This window comes from Syntrophales bacterium (assembly GCA_023229765.1).
Lineage (GTDB): Bacteria > Desulfobacterota > Syntrophia > Syntrophales > UBA5619 > DYTH01.
The window spans coordinates 202,350-220,120 of the sequence record JALNYO010000001.1; the positions used below are offsets into that span (position 1 = coordinate 202,350).

At 53.6% G+C, this 17,771-nt stretch carries 18 protein-coding genes and 1 pseudogene; 3 read left to right on the top strand and 16 right to left on the bottom strand.

Annotated elements, in window-relative coordinates:
• Positions 1 to 21 precede the first annotated feature (21 nt).
• Positions 22 to 2,304: a GAF domain-containing protein gene (locus M0P74_01035; GenBank protein MCK9362179.1), complete on the top strand. Its 2,283-nt coding sequence runs from the start codon at positions 22 to 24 to the stop codon at positions 2,302 to 2,304.
• Between the two features lie 13 nt (positions 2,305 to 2,317).
• Here M0P74_01035 and M0P74_01040 read toward each other — a convergent pair whose 3' ends face one another.
• Positions 2,318 to 3,679 carry a hemolysin family protein gene (locus M0P74_01040; GenBank protein MCK9362180.1) on the bottom strand — a complete coding sequence of 454 codons (1,362 nt, stop codon included), beginning with the start codon at positions 3,677 to 3,679 and terminating at the stop codon, positions 2,318 to 2,320.
• A gap of 148 nt (positions 3,680 to 3,827) precedes the next feature.
• Positions 3,828 to 4,502 (bottom strand): TVP38/TMEM64 family protein, encoded by a 675-nt coding sequence (locus M0P74_01045; protein MCK9362181.1) that lies wholly within the window; start codon positions 4,500 to 4,502, stop codon positions 3,828 to 3,830.
• Positions 4,503 to 4,839: 337 nt separating this feature from the next.
• Here M0P74_01045 and M0P74_01050 point away from each other — a divergent pair, with 337 nt between their 5' ends.
• Positions 4,840 to 5,604, top strand: a complete 765-nt coding sequence (locus M0P74_01050; GenBank protein ID MCK9362182.1) for a sulfite exporter TauE/SafE family protein — start codon at positions 4,840 to 4,842, stop codon at positions 5,602 to 5,604.
• Positions 5,605 to 5,717: 113 nt separating this feature from the next.
• On the opposite strand, the gene atpB is transcribed toward M0P74_01050, so the two are convergent.
• From atpB to hemL, 7 genes are all read right to left on the bottom strand, one after another.
• Positions 5,718 to 6,383, bottom strand: coding sequence for a F0F1 ATP synthase subunit A (atpB, locus tag M0P74_01055; protein ID MCK9362183.1), 666 nt, complete (start codon positions 6,381 to 6,383; stop codon positions 5,718 to 5,720).
• Positions 6,384 to 6,385: 2 nt separating this feature from the next.
• Positions 6,386 to 6,802 carry an ATP synthase subunit I gene (locus M0P74_01060; protein ID MCK9362184.1) on the bottom strand — a complete coding sequence of 139 codons (417 nt, stop codon included), beginning with the start codon at positions 6,800 to 6,802 and terminating at the stop codon, positions 6,386 to 6,388.
• Entirely contained in the window at positions 6,738 to 7,028 is a 291-nt protein-coding gene (locus M0P74_01065; protein MCK9362185.1) for an AtpZ/AtpI family protein, read from the bottom strand. Before M0P74_01065 ends, M0P74_01060 begins: the two co-directional genes overlap by 65 nt.
• Before the next feature lie 76 nt (positions 7,029 to 7,104).
• Positions 7,105 to 8,049 carry a GDP-L-fucose synthase gene (locus M0P74_01070; GenBank protein ID MCK9362186.1) on the bottom strand — a complete coding sequence of 315 codons (945 nt, stop codon included), beginning with the start codon at positions 8,047 to 8,049 and terminating at the stop codon, positions 7,105 to 7,107.
• Between the two features lie 75 nt (positions 8,050 to 8,124).
• Positions 8,125 to 9,153: a GDP-mannose 4,6-dehydratase gene (gene gmd, locus M0P74_01075; GenBank protein MCK9362187.1), complete on the bottom strand. Its 1,029-nt coding sequence runs from the start codon at positions 9,151 to 9,153 to the stop codon at positions 8,125 to 8,127.
• Positions 9,154 to 9,204: 51 nt separating this feature from the next.
• Positions 9,205 to 10,212 (bottom strand): NAD-dependent epimerase, encoded by a 1,008-nt coding sequence (locus M0P74_01080; protein ID MCK9362188.1) that lies wholly within the window; start codon positions 10,210 to 10,212, stop codon positions 9,205 to 9,207.
• 99 nt (positions 10,213 to 10,311) lie between these two features.
• Positions 10,312 to 11,583, bottom strand: coding sequence for a glutamate-1-semialdehyde 2,1-aminomutase (gene hemL / locus M0P74_01085; protein ID MCK9362189.1), 1,272 nt, complete (start codon positions 11,581 to 11,583; stop codon positions 10,312 to 10,314).
• A 264-nt stretch (positions 11,584 to 11,847) separates the two neighbouring features.
• Here hemL and M0P74_01090 point away from each other — a divergent pair, with 264 nt between their 5' ends.
• A complete protein-coding gene (locus M0P74_01090) occupies positions 11,848 to 12,234 on the top strand; it encodes an ATP synthase F0 subunit C (protein MCK9362190.1) in 387 nt (128 codons plus the stop codon).
• Positions 12,235 to 12,295: 61 nt separating this feature from the next.
• Here M0P74_01090 and M0P74_01095 read toward each other — a convergent pair.
• The 7 genes and pseudogenes from M0P74_01095 to M0P74_01125 form a co-directional block, all read right to left on the bottom strand.
• Positions 12,296 to 12,616, bottom strand: a pseudogene (locus tag M0P74_01095) (peptide chain release factor-like protein).
• A 120-nt stretch (positions 12,617 to 12,736) separates the two neighbouring features.
• Positions 12,737 to 13,165, bottom strand: coding sequence for a hypothetical protein (locus M0P74_01100; GenBank protein MCK9362191.1), 429 nt, complete (start codon positions 13,163 to 13,165; stop codon positions 12,737 to 12,739).
• A gap of 45 nt (positions 13,166 to 13,210) precedes the next feature.
• Positions 13,211 to 13,747 (bottom strand): 2-oxoacid:acceptor oxidoreductase family protein, encoded by a 537-nt coding sequence (locus M0P74_01105; GenBank protein ID MCK9362192.1) that lies wholly within the window; start codon positions 13,745 to 13,747, stop codon positions 13,211 to 13,213.
• Between the two features lie 4 nt (positions 13,748 to 13,751).
• The gene (locus M0P74_01110; protein ID MCK9362193.1) at positions 13,752 to 14,522 is read right to left on the bottom strand and encodes a thiamine pyrophosphate-dependent enzyme; all 771 of its coding nucleotides are present in this window, start codon (positions 14,520 to 14,522) and stop codon (positions 13,752 to 13,754) included.
• Between the two features lie 39 nt (positions 14,523 to 14,561).
• The gene (vorB, locus tag M0P74_01115) at positions 14,562 to 15,641 is read right to left on the bottom strand and encodes a 3-methyl-2-oxobutanoate dehydrogenase subunit VorB (GenBank protein MCK9362194.1); all 1,080 of its coding nucleotides are present in this window, start codon (positions 15,639 to 15,641) and stop codon (positions 14,562 to 14,564) included.
• The gene (locus tag M0P74_01120) at positions 15,634 to 15,846 is read right to left on the bottom strand and encodes a 4Fe-4S binding protein (protein MCK9362195.1); all 213 of its coding nucleotides are present in this window, start codon (positions 15,844 to 15,846) and stop codon (positions 15,634 to 15,636) included. Before M0P74_01120 ends, vorB begins: the two co-directional genes overlap by 8 nt.
• 236 nt (positions 15,847 to 16,082) lie before the next feature.
• Positions 16,083 to 17,756: a diguanylate cyclase gene (locus M0P74_01125; GenBank protein MCK9362196.1), complete on the bottom strand. Its 1,674-nt coding sequence runs from the start codon at positions 17,754 to 17,756 to the stop codon at positions 16,083 to 16,085.
• Positions 17,757 to 17,771: the final 15 nt, after the last annotated feature.

A 17,771-nucleotide genomic window follows, 5' to 3' on the forward strand; every position in this document is an offset into this window, starting at 1 on the left:
CCCCCTATTGCGTGGAGGGCCATGAAAATAGATAACCCCCAGAAAAAACAGGCCCCGGGGCCGGAGCAGCGCCGGAAGAGCGGCGAAGCGGAGCTTCTGCTCGACATCTCCAAGACGATCGCCGCGTTTGAGACGCTGGATGAGATCCTGACTTCGCTGGTTGAGATTACAACCCGGGAGCTCAAGGCCGACCGGGGCACCATCTTTCTCAACGACAGCGAAACGGGCGAACTTTACTCCCGCGTCGCCCAGGGCAATTTCCAGCGCGAGATCCGCATCCTGAACGACACCGGCGTCGCCGGTCACGTCTTTACCAGCGGAGAAGGGGTCATCGTGCACGATGCCCACGGGGACCCACACTTCAATCGCTCCATCGATGAACAGACCGGCTATGCAACAAAAATGATCCTCTGCGTCCCGATCCGGACGATCAAGGGGGAGATCATAGGCGTTGCCCAGGCCCTGAACAAGAAGAAAGGCCTTTTCACGAAGGCCGATCAGAAACTGCTGGAAGCGATGACCACGCAGGCCGCCATCGCGCTGCAGAGTACCCAGTTTGTCGAACGGATGAAACAATTCCGCCGGAAGGAGATGGAGTTTTTCAACGTCGTCTCCGAGGTGACCGCCGAGATCGATCTGGGCGCCCTTTTGCAGAAGGTGATGTCCGAGGCTACGCGGATGCTGAACGCCGAGCGGGCCACCCTCTTCCTCAACGACGAGAAGACGAACGAACTTTTCTCCAAGGTTGGGCTGGGACTGGCGGCGACGGAGATCCGTCTGCCGAACCACCTCGGGATTGCGGGGACCGTCTTCACCTCGCGGGAGACGGTTAACATCCCGTACGCCTACGCCGACCTGCGCTTCAACCCCGCCTTCGATAAAAAAACAGGATTCTTCACCCGCTCCATCCTCTGCGTTCCGGTCATCAACAAGGACGGGAAGATCATCGGGGTTACCCAGGTGCTGAACAAGCGGAGTGGCCCCTTCACCACGGAGGACGAATCGCGGTTGAAGGCTTTCACCGCGCAGGTCTCGATTTCGCTCGAGAACGCCAAGCTCTTCGACGACGTCCAGAACATGAAAAACTACAGCGATAGCATGCTGGAGAGCATGTCCAACGGCGTGATCACACTCAATGAAGACGGGAAGATCGTCACCTGCAACGCCGCCGGCCTCCGGATACTCCAGATGACATCCGAGGCGATCCTGAAGCGGAAGGCCACCGATTTCTTCACCGGCGCCAATGGCTGGATCATCGAAAAGATCCGGCATGTCGAGGAAAACGGGAAGCCGGACGTCATCATGGACGCGGAGGCGGAATTTGCGGGAACCCGGATCTCCGTCAACCTGACGCTGCTGCCTCTGGTCAACACCGAAAAGAAGAAGCTGGGTTCGATGATCATCATCGACGACATCACCAATGAAAAGCGGATGAAATCGACCATGTCCCGCTACATGGATCCGGGGCTGACCGATCAGATACTCGAGGGCGGCGAGGAAATCCTGGGCGGCAAGAGCACCCTGGCGACGGTTCTCTTCTCCGACATCCGGGGTTTCACGACGCTGACCGAGGAGTTGGGGGCGCAGGGGACGGTCTCGCTGCTGAACGAATACTTCACGATCATGGTGGACTGCATCCAGAAAGAGGGAGGGATGCTGGATAAGTTCATCGGGGACGCGATCATGGCCGCCTTCGGTGTTCCGATCCCGCATGAAGATGATGAAGACCGGGCCGTACGGGCGGCAATCAGCATGATCCGCGCGCTGCACATCTGGAACCGCCAGCGCGCGGTCGAGGGGAAAAAGCCGGTCGGGATGGGCATCGGCCTCAACACGGATACGATCGTTTCGGGTAACATCGGCTCGCCGAAACGGATGGACTACACACTGATCGGCGATGGCGTGAACCTCGCCTCCCGCCTGGAGAGTCTCTGCAAAACGTACCGTGCGAGCATCCTGATCAGCGAAAACGCCGTCCGGCGTCTGAAGGGGACCTACCGGATCCGCGAAGTGGATCGTGTGCAGGTCAAGGGAAAGACCAACAGCGTCGGAGTCTTCGAGGTACTCGACTACCATACCGAAGAGACCAGCCCCCACCTGATGGAGGTGGTCAACCACTTCCGGGACGGCCTGGCCCTCTACCGCCGGAGGGAGTGGGACAACGCTATTTCCAGATTCAACGATGCCCTCCGCCTGAATCCGGATGAGAATCTTTGCGGGATGTATATCGACCGCTGCATCCATTTCAGGGAGGAGCCGCCGGGCGACGACTGGGACGGCGGCTGGATCATGAAAACAAAATAGTGGGGTCAGGTTTTTAGTTGCTGTTTTCTTTTTGTTCGATAACAGGAGTGGCGACGGAGTCCTCTGGCGGTTCCTCGCGGCGGGAGATTCTCACCTTCAGGATGGCCGTTTCGGTGACCTCTTCGCAGGTCAGGATATAATCCCGCCATTCGACCTGCTCGCCTTTCTGGGGGAATCTGCCGAAGCGATCCAGGATCAGCCCGGCCAGCGTATCGAAGGGCAGACCCTCTTCAACGGCGATGCCTAGATTTTCCTCCATCTCGTTTACCGGAAGCAGCGCATCCACCATCATGCTGCCGTCGGGCAGCTTCTGGACGCGCCGCGTTTCGCCGACGTCATGTTCGTCCTCTATTTCCCCGACGAGTTCCTCGAGCAGATCCTCCGTTGTCACCAGACCGCTCATGATTCCGTATTCATCAACCACCAGCGCCATCTGGATGCGTTTTTTCTGCATCTCCCGCAGCAGGCTGCTCACCTTTTTCCCTTCCGGGACGAAAAGCGGGGTCCGCATTATTTTTGCGAGGTCAATTTCCTTGCCGGAGCAGAGGTTGCCAATAAGGATGTCTTTCGTGTGGACAAACCCGATCACATGGTCCATGTCGTCCTTGAAAACAGGGTAACGGGAGTACATGTTTTCGTGGACAACGCGGACAATCTCATCGCTGGGGAGCTCCCGGTCGATGGCGACGATACGCGTTCGCGGCACCATGACCTCTCTTACAGTGGTGTGGGAAAATTCGAAGACGTTTTCTATGTAGGTATGTTCCGTTTCGGTAAGGGCGCCGGTTTCACTCCCCTCGGACAGCACCTGCTGCACTTCCTCGCGGGTTACAAAGGCCTGTCCGTCTTTAGGCTTGATTCTCAAAAGCCGGAGGGCGGTCCGGTTGGAAAAGGTCAGGAAACGGACAATTATATTCGCCGCAAGCGAGATGAAATGAATCGGCCGGACGACGTTCAGGGCAATCTTTTCGGAATACTGCAAACCGATTGTCTTGGGCGCCAATTCACCGAACACCAGAAAAAGATAGGAAATTAAAACCACAACTATTGCGATCGAGAGAGGTTCTGCGGCATTGCTGATAAAAGGGACCGGCACGGATTGAAGCAGAGGCCGCAGATACTGGATTGCCGCCGAACCTCCCAGCGCAGAGGCGAGTGAACCGACGACGGTAACGCCGATCTGGATGGTGGCAAGAAAGCTGTGCGGCTCCTTCTGCACCTGCTCTACGAGTTTGGCGTTCTTGTTCCCAGTGGCGGCGATGCTGGAGATTTTACTCCTTCTGCTGGAAAGTACCGCCAGCTCCGCGGCGGCAAAAAAGCCGTTGATTATGATCAGGATAAAAATGACTGCAAGCTCGCTTAAAACTGGTTCCAAGGCTATGTCTCTCCCCACATGATCAAGACCGTATAAAGGCCAGGCTTTTTCCATGCTGCAATTAAAGTATTAACGATTTTTCTCCACGATTAATATGCTTTCCTTTAACATGATTAGCATTTTCATCCTTCTTTGTGATGGCGTAACGTCATGACTTTTTCTTTCCGCGCAACAGAAACAGAATTTTTTCATGATACCAGGAGCCAAGAATGGTAATAACTACTCCCACTGCGATTACTGTTGCCAGCGCGCCGGTATGGTTGCTTCTCGCGTAGCTGCCGCTTAATGAAAGCAGGATCGTGCCGGTAAGGCGGCCGGTTGCGCAGATAAGTATAAATGTCGATGCCTTAAGCCTGCTGAGGCCGATTATGTACGACAGGATATCTTTCGGAAAACCGGGGATAAAAAAGAGGATGAAAATGACCGGTATTCCCTTATGTTCAATAAAATAGTCATATTTTTGGATCGTGGCGGGACTGATTATTTTCTCGACGAAGGGCTGACCCAACCATCGGGCCAGGAAAAAGGCAAGCAGGGAGCCGATCGACAGGCCGATGATCGAGTAGAGCGTCCCCAGGAAGGGTCCGTATAGATATCCCCCGATGAAACCGCTGAGCTCGCCGGGGATCGGGGCAATCAGAACCTGGAGAATCTGCAACCCGATGAAAATGGCTACCGAAAGCGGACCGAACGAGTTTATGAATCCCGTTACTCGCTCGCGGTCTTTGAAGAAATTATACAGATCGAAGTGAATAAAAAAGAAAATGCAAAGTAAAATAAATATGATCAGTAGAAAGATTTTTATTAGGATGCCCCTGCTCATGGCGCTTGGCTCGATCTATCCTGCAATTGCGTTTCCTGTCAAATGGAGGTCCTTAAAATTATTGACCTTAACGAAATCAAGAGAGTGCATTTATGACCGGAAAATAACAAAAGCAGCGCCGATTGTAAAGCCCGATGTTTATAATTAAGATAACATCATTGTAATTAATAGTTTATACCTACATTGCGGTTGGCTGTCACTTAAATTCGAGTTGACGCAGCATCTTTTATATAGTAGCGCTCGGCGAGCCAAAAAAGGTGAATCCTCTTGATAAGTAGATTGTGCTGTAGTTATGATGGTCCGCTGAGGGGTTGATAAAGCTTAAGGGGGAGTTTTTATGGCGGGTCTATTGGTAGGGCTGGTGGCTGGGTTCATGGGCGGCCTCGTCGGTGTCGGCGGGGGGGTGGTCATGACTCCCCTGATGACGGAGATTCTAAAATTCAGGCAGCATGAGGCCCATGGCACCAGTCTGGTTGCCGTTGTTTTTACGGCCCTTGCGGCTTCAATCATTTATTACCTGCATGGCTCGGTGAACATTCCCTTTGCGATCCTGCTTGCCGGGTTGGCTCTTTTGACGGTTCGCCTCGGGGCGAGGTACTGCAATTTGCTCCCGGAATACAAATTGAAGAGGTATTACGGTGTGTTGCTGCTGTTTGTCGCGGTGCTGCTCTTTGCCAAGCCATATCTGCCCCACCTTGTCGATGACTCTTCACCGGTCTGGATTCGTTGGGGTTTGCTTGTGGTAATTGGTCTGCTGACGGGATTCATCTCGGGGATGATGGGAGTGGGGGGGGGAACCTTCATGGTGCCGATGATGGTTCTTTTCGTGGGCATCAGCCAGGTTACGGCCCAGGGGATATCGCTTCTTTCGATGATCCCGGCCTCCGCCCTCGGCGCCTGGACCCACTGGAAGATGGGAAATACGAGAACGGAAATCATTCCGGGACTCATTGCCGGGGTGCTTGTCGGCGCATACATGGGCGGCAACTTTGCGCACCGTCTTCCGGAGGGGGCGCTCAGGGTGGTCTTTGCGCTGCTGCTCATCTATACGGCTCTTCGGTATCTCCGGGCAAAAAAACCGGCGCCGGCGCAAGCCGAATAAAATATTAAAGGGGGCAGGATTGCCCCCTTTAAGTTATGTTTATCAAAAAACACCTTTTATTTATGTTAGCCTTTCGCAAGGCGCGAGGCGACAGGCAGCTCCCTTGCGCTTAATCAGTGGGCCTCTTCCATCGCCCCGGCTATGTACATCATGGTCAGGATCATAAAGACCACTGTCTGGATGAAAGAGGTGAAGATCATCAACACAAAAACCGGCAGCGGCACCAGAAGTGGAGTAAGCATGAGAATGACGGCAAGCACGATGTCTTCCCCCTTGATATTGCCAAAAAGCCGAATGGAAAGGGAGAGCGGACGGGCGATATGACTGATGATCTCTATCGGCATGATCAGCGGCGTCAGCCACCAGATGGGGCCCATGAATTGTTTTATGTATTTTACGCCATGCACCCTGACCCCGACGATGTGGGTTATGGCGAATACCGAAAGCGCCATTGAGGCGTTCGTGTTGACGCTTGACGTTGGAGACTCAAAACCGGGGATCAGGCCGATGAGGTTGGAAACGAGGATGTAGATGCCGAGCGTTGCCACAAGCGGGAAAAACCTGCGTCCTTGAGGACCCATCGTGTCGATCAGGAAGCCGTCAATCGTTTCGATGATCACCTCCATAAAATTCTGCAGTTTCCCGGGGATAATGGTCACACGGCGTGTGGCCAGCCAGGACAGGACGGCAAGCATAGCCATGATAAACCAGGTGTAGCAGACAATGACAAGGTGGTGTTCCTCAAGCCAGTGGTTCTCGAAAAACAGAAATGTTTCCATCTTCAAAGCTCCTCAAAAGTGTTTTTTCGAAAAATGGTCAGTACGGTTGTCAGTGTTATATCCAGAACAATCACCGAAAGGCCGATGACAAGGCCGATTACATCGGCGATATTGCCGGAGATAATCAAAAACAGCAAAATGGCGGTTATGGCCATCCGGATGTAGTAGCGACGGACGACCGCCCCTTTGATACGATTGACATCCGCAACCAGAAAGTTTTTTAAGCTTCCATAAAGCATACGAAAATTCATGACGCTGATAATACCGCCGAGGGCGATGCCCAAGGTCAGGCGATACGACCGGAACGGCAGGCTCCCCGCAATCAGCAGGAGCAGCAGCAGCCAGCCAGCGCGTTCAATCTTTATTGGAAAAGGTGTTGTTCTTTGCGCTTCCACTCTTACCTTTACCTGCCGAATCATCCGTCTTTTCGTCGTTTAAGGAGCGTCTGATCATAACGTATATGTTCCGGAAGCCGGCGGCTACGCCCATCAAGAGAAAAACCATGGTCAGCCAGGGCGCCGTTCCTAATTTTTTGTCGAGCCAGATCCCGAAATAAAGGGCGCCGAAGATCGAAATGACCATCGATATGCCGATGCTACTCGCATAGGCCAAGCGAAAAGCGGCTCTTTTTGTTTCTCTATCCACCGTCGTCCCGCTAACATAACCTGTTTTTAAAGTCAACCGGAAAGGCGCAGCCGCTTATCCCCGAAACGGTTTTTTTTCAAGACCTTTCCAACGCTTGACGAATTTCCCGATACCAGGCGATGGTCTTTGTCAGGCCTTCCCGGAAGCCGGTTTTGGCCTGGAATCCGAATTCCCTGTAGGCCCTGCTCGTATCGAGCATGCGGCGGGGCTGGCCGTCCGGTTTGGACTCGTCCCAGGCGATACGTCCCGTAAAGCCCGTGAGCTCTACTATCAGTTCGACCAGATCCTTTATCGATATCTCAAAACCGGCGCCGATGTTGACCGGGTCGGATTTGTTGTAGCGCTCCGTGGCAAGCAGGATCGCCTCCGCGGCATCCTCAACGTAAAAGAATTCCCGGGTCGCCTTGCCCGATCCCCAGACGACGATATCGTCGGCTCCGTCGGCGATTGCGTCCACGCATTTTTTGATCAGGGCGGGAATGACGTGCGAAGAGTGCGGATCGAAGTTGTCGCCGGGGCCGTACAGATTTACCGGGAGCAGGAAAATGGCGTTGAAGCCGTACTGCCGGCGGTAGGCCTCAGCCTGGACGAGAAGCATCTTCTTGGCGAGTCCATAGGGGGCGTTGGTCTCTTCCGGATAGCCGTTCCAGATATCGTCTTCCCGGAAGGGAACCGGGGTGAACTTCGGGTAGGCGCAGATTGTGCCGAGCGCGACGAATTTTTCTATCTTGTGGAGGAAGCCCTGATGGAGCAGCGGTACCCCCATCATGATGTTTTCATAAAACAGCGAACCGGGATTTTCGAGGTTGTAGCCGATGCCGCCGACCTTTGCGGCCAGATGGACGACGATGTCCGGTTTTTGTTCCTCATAAAGCCTGATTATGTCTTCGATTCTAATCAGGTCGTACTGGGGGCGATTGGCCTGCTGAATGTTAAAATAGCCCCGCTCGGCCAAGAGGCGGACCAGGTGCTTTCCGAGGAAGCCGTTGGCGCCGGTTACCGTTATTCTCTTTTCGTGCATGTTCTTTTGTCTCCTGTTTGAAATCTCTCGGCTGTCAGCTTCAGCCTTCACCCTACAGCCTATCTACCTAAACATTCAGACAGCTCCATGATTGCCGCAGGAGTAGCCGGCGTCAACAAGCGTCTTTTCCCGTTGGGCGGCCTCCATGTCCGCCGCAACCATGATATCGATCAGCGCCTCAAAGCCGACCTTCGGCTTCCAGCCCAGCGCCTTGACCGCCTTGCCCGGCTCCCCCAGCAAGACATCCACCTCTGTGGGACGGAAATAACGGGGGTCGATGGAGACATACTTCTGATAGTCGAGCCCCAGCCTGGCGAAGACCTTTTCTGCAAATTCCCGCACTGAATGGGTTTCTCCGGTCGCGATAACGTAGTCGTCGGGGTTTTCCTGCTGCATCATCAGCCACATCGCCTCGACATAATCACCGGCGAATCCCCAGTCGCGCTTTGCCTCAAGATTGCCGAGAAAGAGTTTTTCCTGGAGCCCCAGCTTGATCCTTGCCGCCGCGATGGTGATCTTCCTGGTGACGAAGGTTTCGCCGCGGCGCGGGGATTCGTGATTGAAGAGGATGCCGTTGCTGGCAAAAATTTTGTAGGCGTTCCGGTAATTGCGAACGATATAATAGGAGTAAACCTTGGCCGCGGCGTAGGGGCTCTGCGGCTGAAAGGGGGTCAACTCGCTCTGGGGAGGGGGCGCAGCGCCGAACATCTCGCTGGACGATGCCTGATAAAATCTTGTTTTTATGGCAGTTTTTCGGATAGCCTCCAGAAGGCGCAATGTTCCCAGGCCGGTTATGTCGCCGGTGTATTCCGGCATGTCAAAACTGACGCGAACGTGGCTTTGTGCGCCGAGGTTGTAAATCTCGTCAGGCTGGATATCGTGCAGAAGGTCAGTAAGTTGGCCGGAGACGGACAGATCGCCGTAGTGGAGAAACAATCTTGCCTGAGGGTCGTGGGCATCGCGGTAAAGGTGGTCGATCCGCCCCGTGTTAAAGGTGCTCGCCCGGCGGATCAGTCCATGAACCTCGTAGCCCTTGCAAAGCAGGAACTCGGCCAAGTAGGAGCCGTCCTGTCCGGTTATCCCGGTGATAAGTGCCTTTTTCATCGTTAATTCCCTCCTTCTGTAATATTTCCCTCCGCAAATAGAGGAAAGCATCTATCCGTAATATTCCCGATACCAGGCTACGAAACGTCTGATTCCTTCAGAAATCGGAGTTGCCGGCCGGAAGCCGACGTCGGCCATCAAATCGTCCACATCGGCGCGGGTCTCCGGCACATCGCCTGGCTGCATAGGCAGATAATTACGGACGGCGGTTTTTCCGAGCTGTTTTTCCAGCGTTTCAATAAAATCAAGCAGTCTTACCGGGTTGTTGTTCCCGATGTTGTATAGCCGGTAAGGGGCGAAACTGGACGATGGGTCGGGCTTATCCCCGCTCCAGGCTGGATTCGATTCCGGGGTTTTGTCCATGACCCGGACCAGCCCCTCGACTATGTCGTCTATGTAGGTGAAATCGCGCTTCATATTGCCATTGTTGAACACATCGATCTGCCGGTCTTCGAGGATCGCCCGGGTAAAAAGGAAAAGGGCCATGTCCGGTCTGCCCCAGGGGCCGTAAACGGTGAAGAAACGCAGCCCCGTGCAGGGGAGCTTGTAAAGCGCAGCGTAGGTGTGGGCCATCAGCTCGTTGGCCTTCTTCGTTGCCGCGTACAGGCTGAGCGGGTGATCGACGTTGTCGTGAACGGAAAACGGCATTCGCGTGTTGGCGCCGTAAACGGAGCTCGAAGAGGCGAAAAGGAGGTGTTTTACATGGCTATGACGGCACCCCTCGAGGATGTTCATGAAACCGACGAGGTTGCTTTCCACGTAGGAGTGCGGATTGGTCAGCGAGTAGCGAACCCCCGCCTGAGCGGCCAGATTGACGACAATGTCGAAGCTGTTTTCGGCGAACAGTTTTTCCATTGTTGCCCGGTCGGAAAGCTCGCCCCTGACAAAGTTAAAGGCAGCACGCTGTTCAACTATTTTGAGGCGGGCCTCTTTCAGCGTGACGTCGTAATAAGGATTAAGATTGTCAAGGCCGCATACGGCATTTCCCTCTGCCAAGAGGCGCCGGGAAAGGTGAAAACCGATAAAGCCGGCCGCCCCTGTCACCAATATTTTTCTCATATATCTCCGAAAGTTTAACTACATTTATTTTAATTATAATAAATATTTGTATGTATTTTTACAATAACCCGCCAGGATCGCCATAACCCAGTGGAGCGATTACAAAGTTTTTATCGTCTTTGCGCAAGCGGCGATTGTTCGGTCGATATCGTCGTCTGTATGGGCGAAGGAGACAAACCCCGCCTCAAACTGGGCGGGCGCGAGGTTAATACCCGCCGCCAGCATGCCATGAAAAAATTTGCCGAAGAGTGCGGTGTCGCTTTTCAGGGCGCTTTCGTAATCAACCACCGCTTCTTTGGTAAAAAAGATCGTGAAGAGAGAGCCTGTCTGATTGATTTGCACCGGTATTTTGTTACTTTGAAAGAGCTCGCGGAAGGCGTTGCCCAGCTTCGCGGTTTTTTTCTCGAGCGCGGCATAGTCTTTTTCCCGGAGGATATCGAGCGTCTTGATGCCGGCGCTCATTGCGAGCGGATTTCCCGAAAGGGTTCCCGCCTGATAAACCGGCCCAACCGGGGCAAGATGCTCCATAATCTCCCTTTTCCCCCCCATCGCCCCAACCGGCAGACCCCCGCCGATTATTTTGCCGAGACAGGTCAAGTCCGGACGAATTCCGGTCAAGGTCTGCCAGCCGCCATAGGAGACGCGAAAGCCGGTTATGACCTCGTCAAAAATAAGCAGGCTGCCGTTGGCGCTTGTTATTTCCCGCAGCCCCTCCAGGAAGCCGGGTTTGGGTATGACAACGCCCATATTGGCGGCAACCGGCTCGACAATGATGCAGGCAATCTCACTGCCGAATTTCGCGAACGTTTTGCGAACTGCTTCAAGATCGTTATAGGGCAGGCCGAGCGTCAGCTCGGCGAGCGCTTTCGGGATGCCGGGACTACCGGGAATGCCGAGCGTCGCCACCCCCGAGCCGGCCTTTACCAGCAGGGAGTCGGCATGTCCGTGATAGCAGCCGGTAAATTTGACGATTTTGTCTCTTCCAGTCCAGCCGCGCGCCAGGCGGATCGCGGTCATTGTCGCCTCTGTGCCCGAGCTGACCATCCGGACGGCCTCGATGGAGGGAAAAGCGGCGACAATCCTTTCCGCCATTTCTATCTCCAGTTCGGTCGGGGCGCCGAAACTTGTGCCTCTGCCGGCCGCAGCGCGAATGGCGGCGACAACCTCGGCATCGGCATGTCCCAGGATCATCGGCCCCCAGGAGCAGACGTAATCAAGATAGCTGTTGCCTTCCGTGTCCCGGATCGTTGCTCCGGAGGCTTCGCTGATGAAAAGCGGCGTTCCGCCTACAGCCCGGAAGGCGCGCACCGGGCTGTTGACACCCCCGGGGATGACCTTTCCGGCTCTCGAAAAAAGATCGCTATTTCCCATGTTTAAAATGCTCCATGTTATATTTTTGCTACGCAGACGCCGTCACATACCATAAAACGGGGGCTTTATGTCAAATATTTCTTGACAACAAATCGCCATGTCTATAGGAAACGACAGGGGTAATTACATTTGGGAAAAATTAATTACCGGAGTTTGCCGGTAATTTTCCGCAGAACTGTGGAAGCAATCAAGAAGGGGAGGGAGGGAGGCACGGCTGATTTGAGGTTTGCTGTTTTTAAAAAATAACATAAAAAGGAGAATAAGATGAAAAAAGTTTTTAAAATTAGCGCGTTGACAACATTTATGGTTATGGTTTACGCCGCTGTTACGGCGGCCGCCGAGACAGCAGCCCCCACCGTGGCAGCCGTTGCGGGTGGCGCTGCGGACAGCTCAAAGGCTATTGTGGTTGTGGCGAGCATCGTGGTTGCCGGCATGACAATGGCTATCGGAACGATAACCACCGCACTTGGCATGGGAAATGGATTAGCCGCCGCCGCCAATGCCGTTGGACGCAATCCCGAGGCGCAGGGCAAGGTTTTGATTACGATGATGGTTGGTCTGGCAATGATCGAATCGCTGGCGATTTATACGCTTGTCATAGCGCTGGTCTTGATTTACGCTAACCCGCTGGTGAAGTTGCTTGGTTTATAATAATACGTTTTTATAAAAATCAGGGGCAGGGAAACAAGCCCGCAAGGCTCCCGCCCCTTTTTTATGTTTCCTCCTGTTTGATTCCCGCCCGCAGTTCCTTCTTTTTCGAGATAATATGTTTTTCGGCCAGCATCTTTTCCTGCGCCCGGCGCGAGCGGCGGCGTTTCTGCCGTCGTATTTTTTCAGTTTTCATCTTCTGGGCGGCGACAATCCCGGTGCGGAGTCGTTCGATCCGATCAAGGAGCAGGCGGCGGGCGAGAAGACGATTCAGGGTCTGGGAGCGCTCCTGCTGGCATTTTACGGAAAGTCCGGTCGGCAGATGAACCAGATAGACGCAGGATGATGTTTTATTGACTTTTTGCCCTCCGGGGCCGGAGGAGCGGACGAAGGTTTCGCGAAATTCCTCCTCCGTGACAGCGAGGCTGGCCATCCTTGCGCGCAATTCTTCCAGCTTATCCATAAAAGCATTCCATTTTTCTTTTATGGCTTCGGAGCGGTAATTTCAGAGGCTGTATATTTCATCCTCGACTATGTGGATCCAGTTGCGCTGCAAGACATCCCGCGCCTCTTCGAGCTTGTCAACCCCAAGAATGACGATGGTTTCCGTGCCGATCCGGTTGATGGTGGTATAAAGGTAGTGAATGTTGATGTCGGCGCCGGAAAGCGGTTTCAAGATGGCGTTCATCCCCCCGTGATGGAGGGGCACCTCGGCGGCCAGCACCGGCGTCAGCTCGCAGTTAAGATTGAAACTTTCCAGGATGGCAACGGCGTGCTCAGGGTTGTTTACCACCAGCCGCACAGTGCTGCTTTCCGTGGCGCTCGCGGCCAGCATGGCTTTGGGGGTGATGTCGGATTTGTCGAGGATATTGGTAAGCCGGGAGAGGGAGCCGGGGATGTTGTCTAAAAGAACGGATATCTGTTTTACTGCCATTTTTACTGCTCCTTGACTGTTATTGCGTGCATATCGCATCTTGGCCTATTGCAGAAAATCGTATCCGACCTCAAAGGCCCGGCGATTCATCGCGACTACCTCTTTCTTTTTGCTTCCCATAACCGTTTCGATGCTTTTCAGAAAGATGTCGGGGGAAACGAGGCCGGTTGCCTTCATCAGGGCGCCCATCATCACGGTGTTTGCCATGCGCTTGTCTCCCAGTTTGTCGGCAAGCTCGGCGGTCGGGATTTTATAGACCCGGACGTCCTGGCGCGACGACTCGACGGCGATGATCGATGAGTTCAGAAAGATAGACCCTCCGGGGGCGGTGCGATTCTGAAAGGCGTAAAGGGAAGGGGTATTCAGGACGACAATATTTTCGGGATTGGAGGAGATAGGGGAGGCGATCTCCTCATCGGAGACGACGACCGTGCAATTGGCCGTGCCGCCGCGAACCTCGGCGCCGTAGGATGGGAGGTATGTGACGTTAAACCCGGCGTTCATCCCTCCATGGGCCAGTGAATATCCCATCATGAGCACTCCCTGACCGCCGAAACCGCAAAAAATGGTTTTGACCAACATGATTCTACTTTCCCTTCTGCTGTTTTTTCATCTCTTCCGCCGGCAGGTCCTTGATGACGCCCAGCGGAAACTCCTTGCTCATGGTCTGCTCAATCCAACGGCACGCCTCTACCGGGTTCATCTTCCAGTTGGTGGGACACGGCGAGAGTATTTCGATAAGGGAAAAACCCCTGCCGTCGATCTGGCATTGGAAGGCCTTGCGGATTGCCTTTTTGGTTTTGACGATGCTGGCAGGCGATGTTACCGTGCAGCGCTCGATATAGGCTGTCCCCGGAAGCAACGCAAAGATTTCGCTTATCTTGATCGGGTATCCGTCCAGAATATTGTTTCTGCCGACCGGCGAGGTGGTTGTCTTTTGTCCAAGGAGGGAGGTCGGCGCCATTTGTCCGCCGGTCATGCCGTAAACGGCGTTATTGATAAAGATGACGGTAATGTTTTCACCCCGGTTGGCCGCGTGAAAGCTCTCCGCGGTGCCGATTGCGGCAAGATCGCCGTCTCCCTGGTAAGAGAAAACGATCCGATCGGGCAAAACCCTCTTCAGGCCGGTGGCGGTCGCGGGACCTCTACCGTGCTGAGCCTCGATCATGTCAACATCGAAATAGTTGTAGGCAAGCACGGCGCATCCGGCGGGTGGGACGCCTATTGTCCGATCGCGAATGCCGAGCTCATCAATGACCTCTGCTATCAACCGGTGGGCGATGCTGTGTCCGCAACCCGCACAGTAATGAAAGGGGTTGCTCTTCATGCTTTTTGGTCTTCCAAAAACTTTTTTCATTGTTTACCGACCTGCAATTTTTGTATTTACCCGGCCGACTTACAGCTCTGTGTCGATCAGCCCCTCTTTACGATTGTATTTGCGCAGGATCACATTTGCCAGCTCAACCGGAGTCGGGACAACGCCGCCCGGGCGGCCGTGGAATCCGACATTGGCCTTTCCCTGCAAGGCCAGTAGAACATCCTCGAGCATCTGTCCGGCGCTCATCTCAAATACCATTAAATTACTAATCTTTTTTGCGAGATCGCGCAACTGCTGGGAAGGAAACGGCCAAAGGCTGATTGGGCGGAAGAGACCCACCTTCAAACCCTGCTTCCGCAGCCGTTTGATCGCGCCTTTGGCAATCCGGGAAGCCGTGCCGTAGGCGACGATGAGCAGTTCCGCGTCATCCGTCTGGTAGAGTTCGCAACGTGTTTCGCGCTCCGCGATCATCTTATATTTGCGCTGCAATTTCCAGATGTGCTCCTCCATATCGAGCGGGTCGAGTATCAAACCCCTGATGATCTTACTCTTTCCCCCACCAGCCCCCTTCATGATCAAACTTTCCGGATAGTTGCGGGGCTTCGGTTTTTTAAAGACAACCGGTTCCATCATCTGTCCCAGCATACCGTCGGCCAGGATCATTACCGGAGTGCGATACTCGTCGGCAATGTCGAAGGCGTCCATCGTCAAGTCGGCAATCTCCTGCAGGGAGGCCGGGCCGAGGACAACCATCCGGTAGTCGCCATGACCCCCTCCCTTGGTGGCTTGCAGGTAATCACCCTGCGCGGGGCTGATGTTTCCTAGTCCCGGACCGCCTCTCATCATGTTGACAATGACGGCGGGAAGCTCACACGCCGCAAGCGATGAGATGCCCTCCTGCTTCAGGGATATCCCCGGACTTGACGAAGAGGTCAGCGAGCGCGCGCCGCCGGCGCTGGCGCCGATTATCATGTGGATTGCGGCGATCTCGCTTTCCGACTGGATGAAAACGCCGCCTTCCACCTTGCGGAGGTTTTCCGCCATGTATTCAGGCAGTTCATTCTGGGGGGTTATCGGATAACCGGCGTAAAATCTGCAACCGGCGCGAATGGCGGCTTCGCCAATGATTTTGTTTCCCTGCATCAGTACTTTATTCACGGTAAACCTCGATGGCAATATCCGGACAAGTGATGGCGCACAGGGCGCAACCGATACACTTTTTCTCCTCATCCTGGAAGCGGACCGGGCGATATCCCTTGGAATTGAATTCATGGGACGGGACGATCAGCCCATTGCTGCAAGCCTGAATGCATAGATGACATTCCTTGCAAAGTTCCTTGTCTATTACGATGTACCCCTTCAAAGCCTTTGTCTCCCGATGATTATGCTGTTTCGCTGCAATCTTTATTGCGAGCGTCTGTATGCGCTCGCCCTGTTTCCTGTCCGAAATCCTGTTCTTGTGGAAATCAGGTTAGAACAGCGCTGCCCGAAGGCAGGCTTTTTGCTCATTTGAAAAAAGATGTCAAGATAAAAAAATTTTTTCCTGTCTGAACCGGAAAATTTTCAGGTAATGTTTTCCCCTCTGGACGGCGTTTGAAATTATGAATCAGCGCAAATTTGGTCTTTCCCGTTCTTCTTACCTTGGTACATGAGCTGGTCAACCCGATTAACGAAGCCCTTCATCTTCTCCTGCGTCTTGTACTGTCCAATCCCGATGCTTACTGTCAAATGTACTTCCTGTCCCGGCGCAGGCGAAAAAAGCTCTTTTTTGAATTCCTGCCGGAGCCTTTCTGCCAACAAACGGCCATCCCGGCTTTCAGTCATCGGCATCATGACTGTAAATTCTTCGCCGCCATAGCGATATGCGGAGTCGGTCTGACGGAGGCATTGTTTCATCATCTGTCCGAGCCGGGACAAAACCTGATCTCCCTCGATATGTCCATAAGCGTCGTTAAACTGCTTAAAATCGTCAATATCCAGCAGTAACATGGTCAACGGCTGATCGTAGCGATTTGCCCGATCGATTTCAATTTTAAGCTGGTGATAAAAATACCGGGAATTGTAAAGCTGGGTGAGGCCATCGACGATGCTTAATTCCCGGTACTTTTGTTCGCTCTTCCTCAACGCCTCCTCCGCCTCCTGGCGCTCGGTGATATCAACGGAAAAGCCGATAACGCCGGTAATGCGGCCGTTTGCTTCCCTGTACGGTATCTTGTCGGTTTGCAGCCATCTTTGGCCGATCGTGGTTGCGATCGGTTCAATGATTCCGGTTTTTGACTTGCCCGAGGCAATAACCTCCTGATCGTCTTCCCAGTAGCGGGCCGCCTGGGAGGGATAAATGTCCGAGGCATTCCTTCCTTCAATTTTTTCCTTGAGAAGACCGGTTGCGTCGGCCAGCGCCTTGTTGACGCGAATTAACCTGTTTTCGCGGTCCTTGTAAAAAATCATGATCGGCGCTGAGTCGATGATGACCTGCAGCTCTTCGCGGTTTTTCTGTAAATCGTAGAAAAGGAGGCGGTAAGGATTTTCCAGGCCGGTTACGATGATCGCCCGGTAAACGAGAAAGAATGCAAAGATTTTGAAGTAATGACCGATCAGGTTCGAAAGGCCGTAAACGCTTATGTAAAAAGTGAAGGCCAGTTCCGAGACGATCGTGAAGAGGAGCGACCAAAGCATCAATTGCAGGATTTTTGGATCGAACTTTTCGCGGCTGTGCAGCAAAAAAATCAGCGCCAGCAGCAGGATTGTGCAGATAAGGTATTCGCTGACTATTTTGAAGGGGGTCAAACCCCGACCTTCGACAAAGCAAGCGGGAAAGAGCGTGCCGGAGAATACCGCTGCCAGCAGCAGGATGGTCAGAGAAAGATAAAAACCGAAAACGGCATTTATCTTGAGCTTTCTGTCGATAAACCATGGCGCTGCAAGTAGCGACAGGCTCTGAAGATAACGGGCGATGATCCAGAGCTGCGTGGGCAGGTTGGCATCGAACCCCGGGAAAATTCCCATGCCCCTGTAGGTCAGCGTGTGAACAAGATCGATGAAGCCCGCAAACAGAAAGGCGATGCTGAGAAAGAGCACATAGTGGTTATTCGCCAAACGACGGGTGTTCCAGGCGGTCAAGAAAATGGAAAAGGCAATGACGACGGAAAACCATTCCGCGACGACATGAAAGAGTAGATAGTTGTACAAGCTCGTCAGGTAAAGCCCGCTGCACAGCAAGAGCCAAATGATGAAACTTTTTGAATGTTTAGTGATGATCTCTCGCAACGACATCACCCAAGTCTCCAG

Bases quoted from the DNA above. Each gene is read 5' to 3' on its own strand.
- M0P74_01080 (MCK9362188.1), bottom strand. From the start codon at position 10,212: ATGAGAAAAATATTGGTGACAGGGGCGGCCGGCTTTATCGGTTTTCAC.
- M0P74_01070 (MCK9362186.1), bottom strand. From the start codon at position 8,049: ATGCACGAAAAGAGAATAACGGTAACCGGCGCCAACGGCTTCCTCGGA.
- M0P74_01050 (MCK9362182.1), top strand. From the start codon at position 4,840: ATGGCGGGTCTATTGGTAGGGCTGGTGGCTGGGTTCATGGGCGGCCTC.
- hemL (MCK9362189.1), bottom strand. From the start codon at position 11,583: ATGGGAAATAGCGATCTTTTTTCGAGAGCCGGAAAGGTCATCCCCGGG.
- M0P74_01100 (MCK9362191.1), bottom strand. From the start codon at position 13,165: ATGGCAGTAAAACAGATATCCGTTCTTTTAGACAACATCCCCGGCTCC.
- M0P74_01125 (MCK9362196.1), bottom strand. From the start codon at position 17,756: ATGTCGTTGCGAGAGATCATCACTAAACATTCAAAAAGTTTCATCATT.
- M0P74_01035 (MCK9362179.1), top strand. From the start codon at position 22: ATGAAAATAGATAACCCCCAGAAAAAACAGGCCCCGGGGCCGGAGCAG.
- M0P74_01090 (MCK9362190.1), top strand. From the start codon at position 11,848: ATGAAAAAAGTTTTTAAAATTAGCGCGTTGACAACATTTATGGTTATG.
- atpB (MCK9362183.1), bottom strand. From the start codon at position 6,383: ATGGAAACATTTCTGTTTTTCGAGAACCACTGGCTTGAGGAACACCAC.
- M0P74_01110 (MCK9362193.1), bottom strand. From the start codon at position 14,522: ATGAAAAAAGTTTTTGGAAGACCAAAAAGCATGAAGAGCAACCCCTTT.
- M0P74_01105 (MCK9362192.1), bottom strand. From the start codon at position 13,747: ATGTTGGTCAAAACCATTTTTTGCGGTTTCGGCGGTCAGGGAGTGCTC.
- M0P74_01060 (MCK9362184.1), bottom strand. From the start codon at position 6,802: ATGATTCGGCAGGTAAAGGTAAGAGTGGAAGCGCAAAGAACAACACCT.
- gmd (MCK9362187.1), bottom strand. From the start codon at position 9,153: ATGAAAAAGGCACTTATCACCGGGATAACCGGACAGGACGGCTCCTAC.
- M0P74_01045 (MCK9362181.1), bottom strand. From the start codon at position 4,502: ATGAGCAGGGGCATCCTAATAAAAATCTTTCTACTGATCATATTTATT.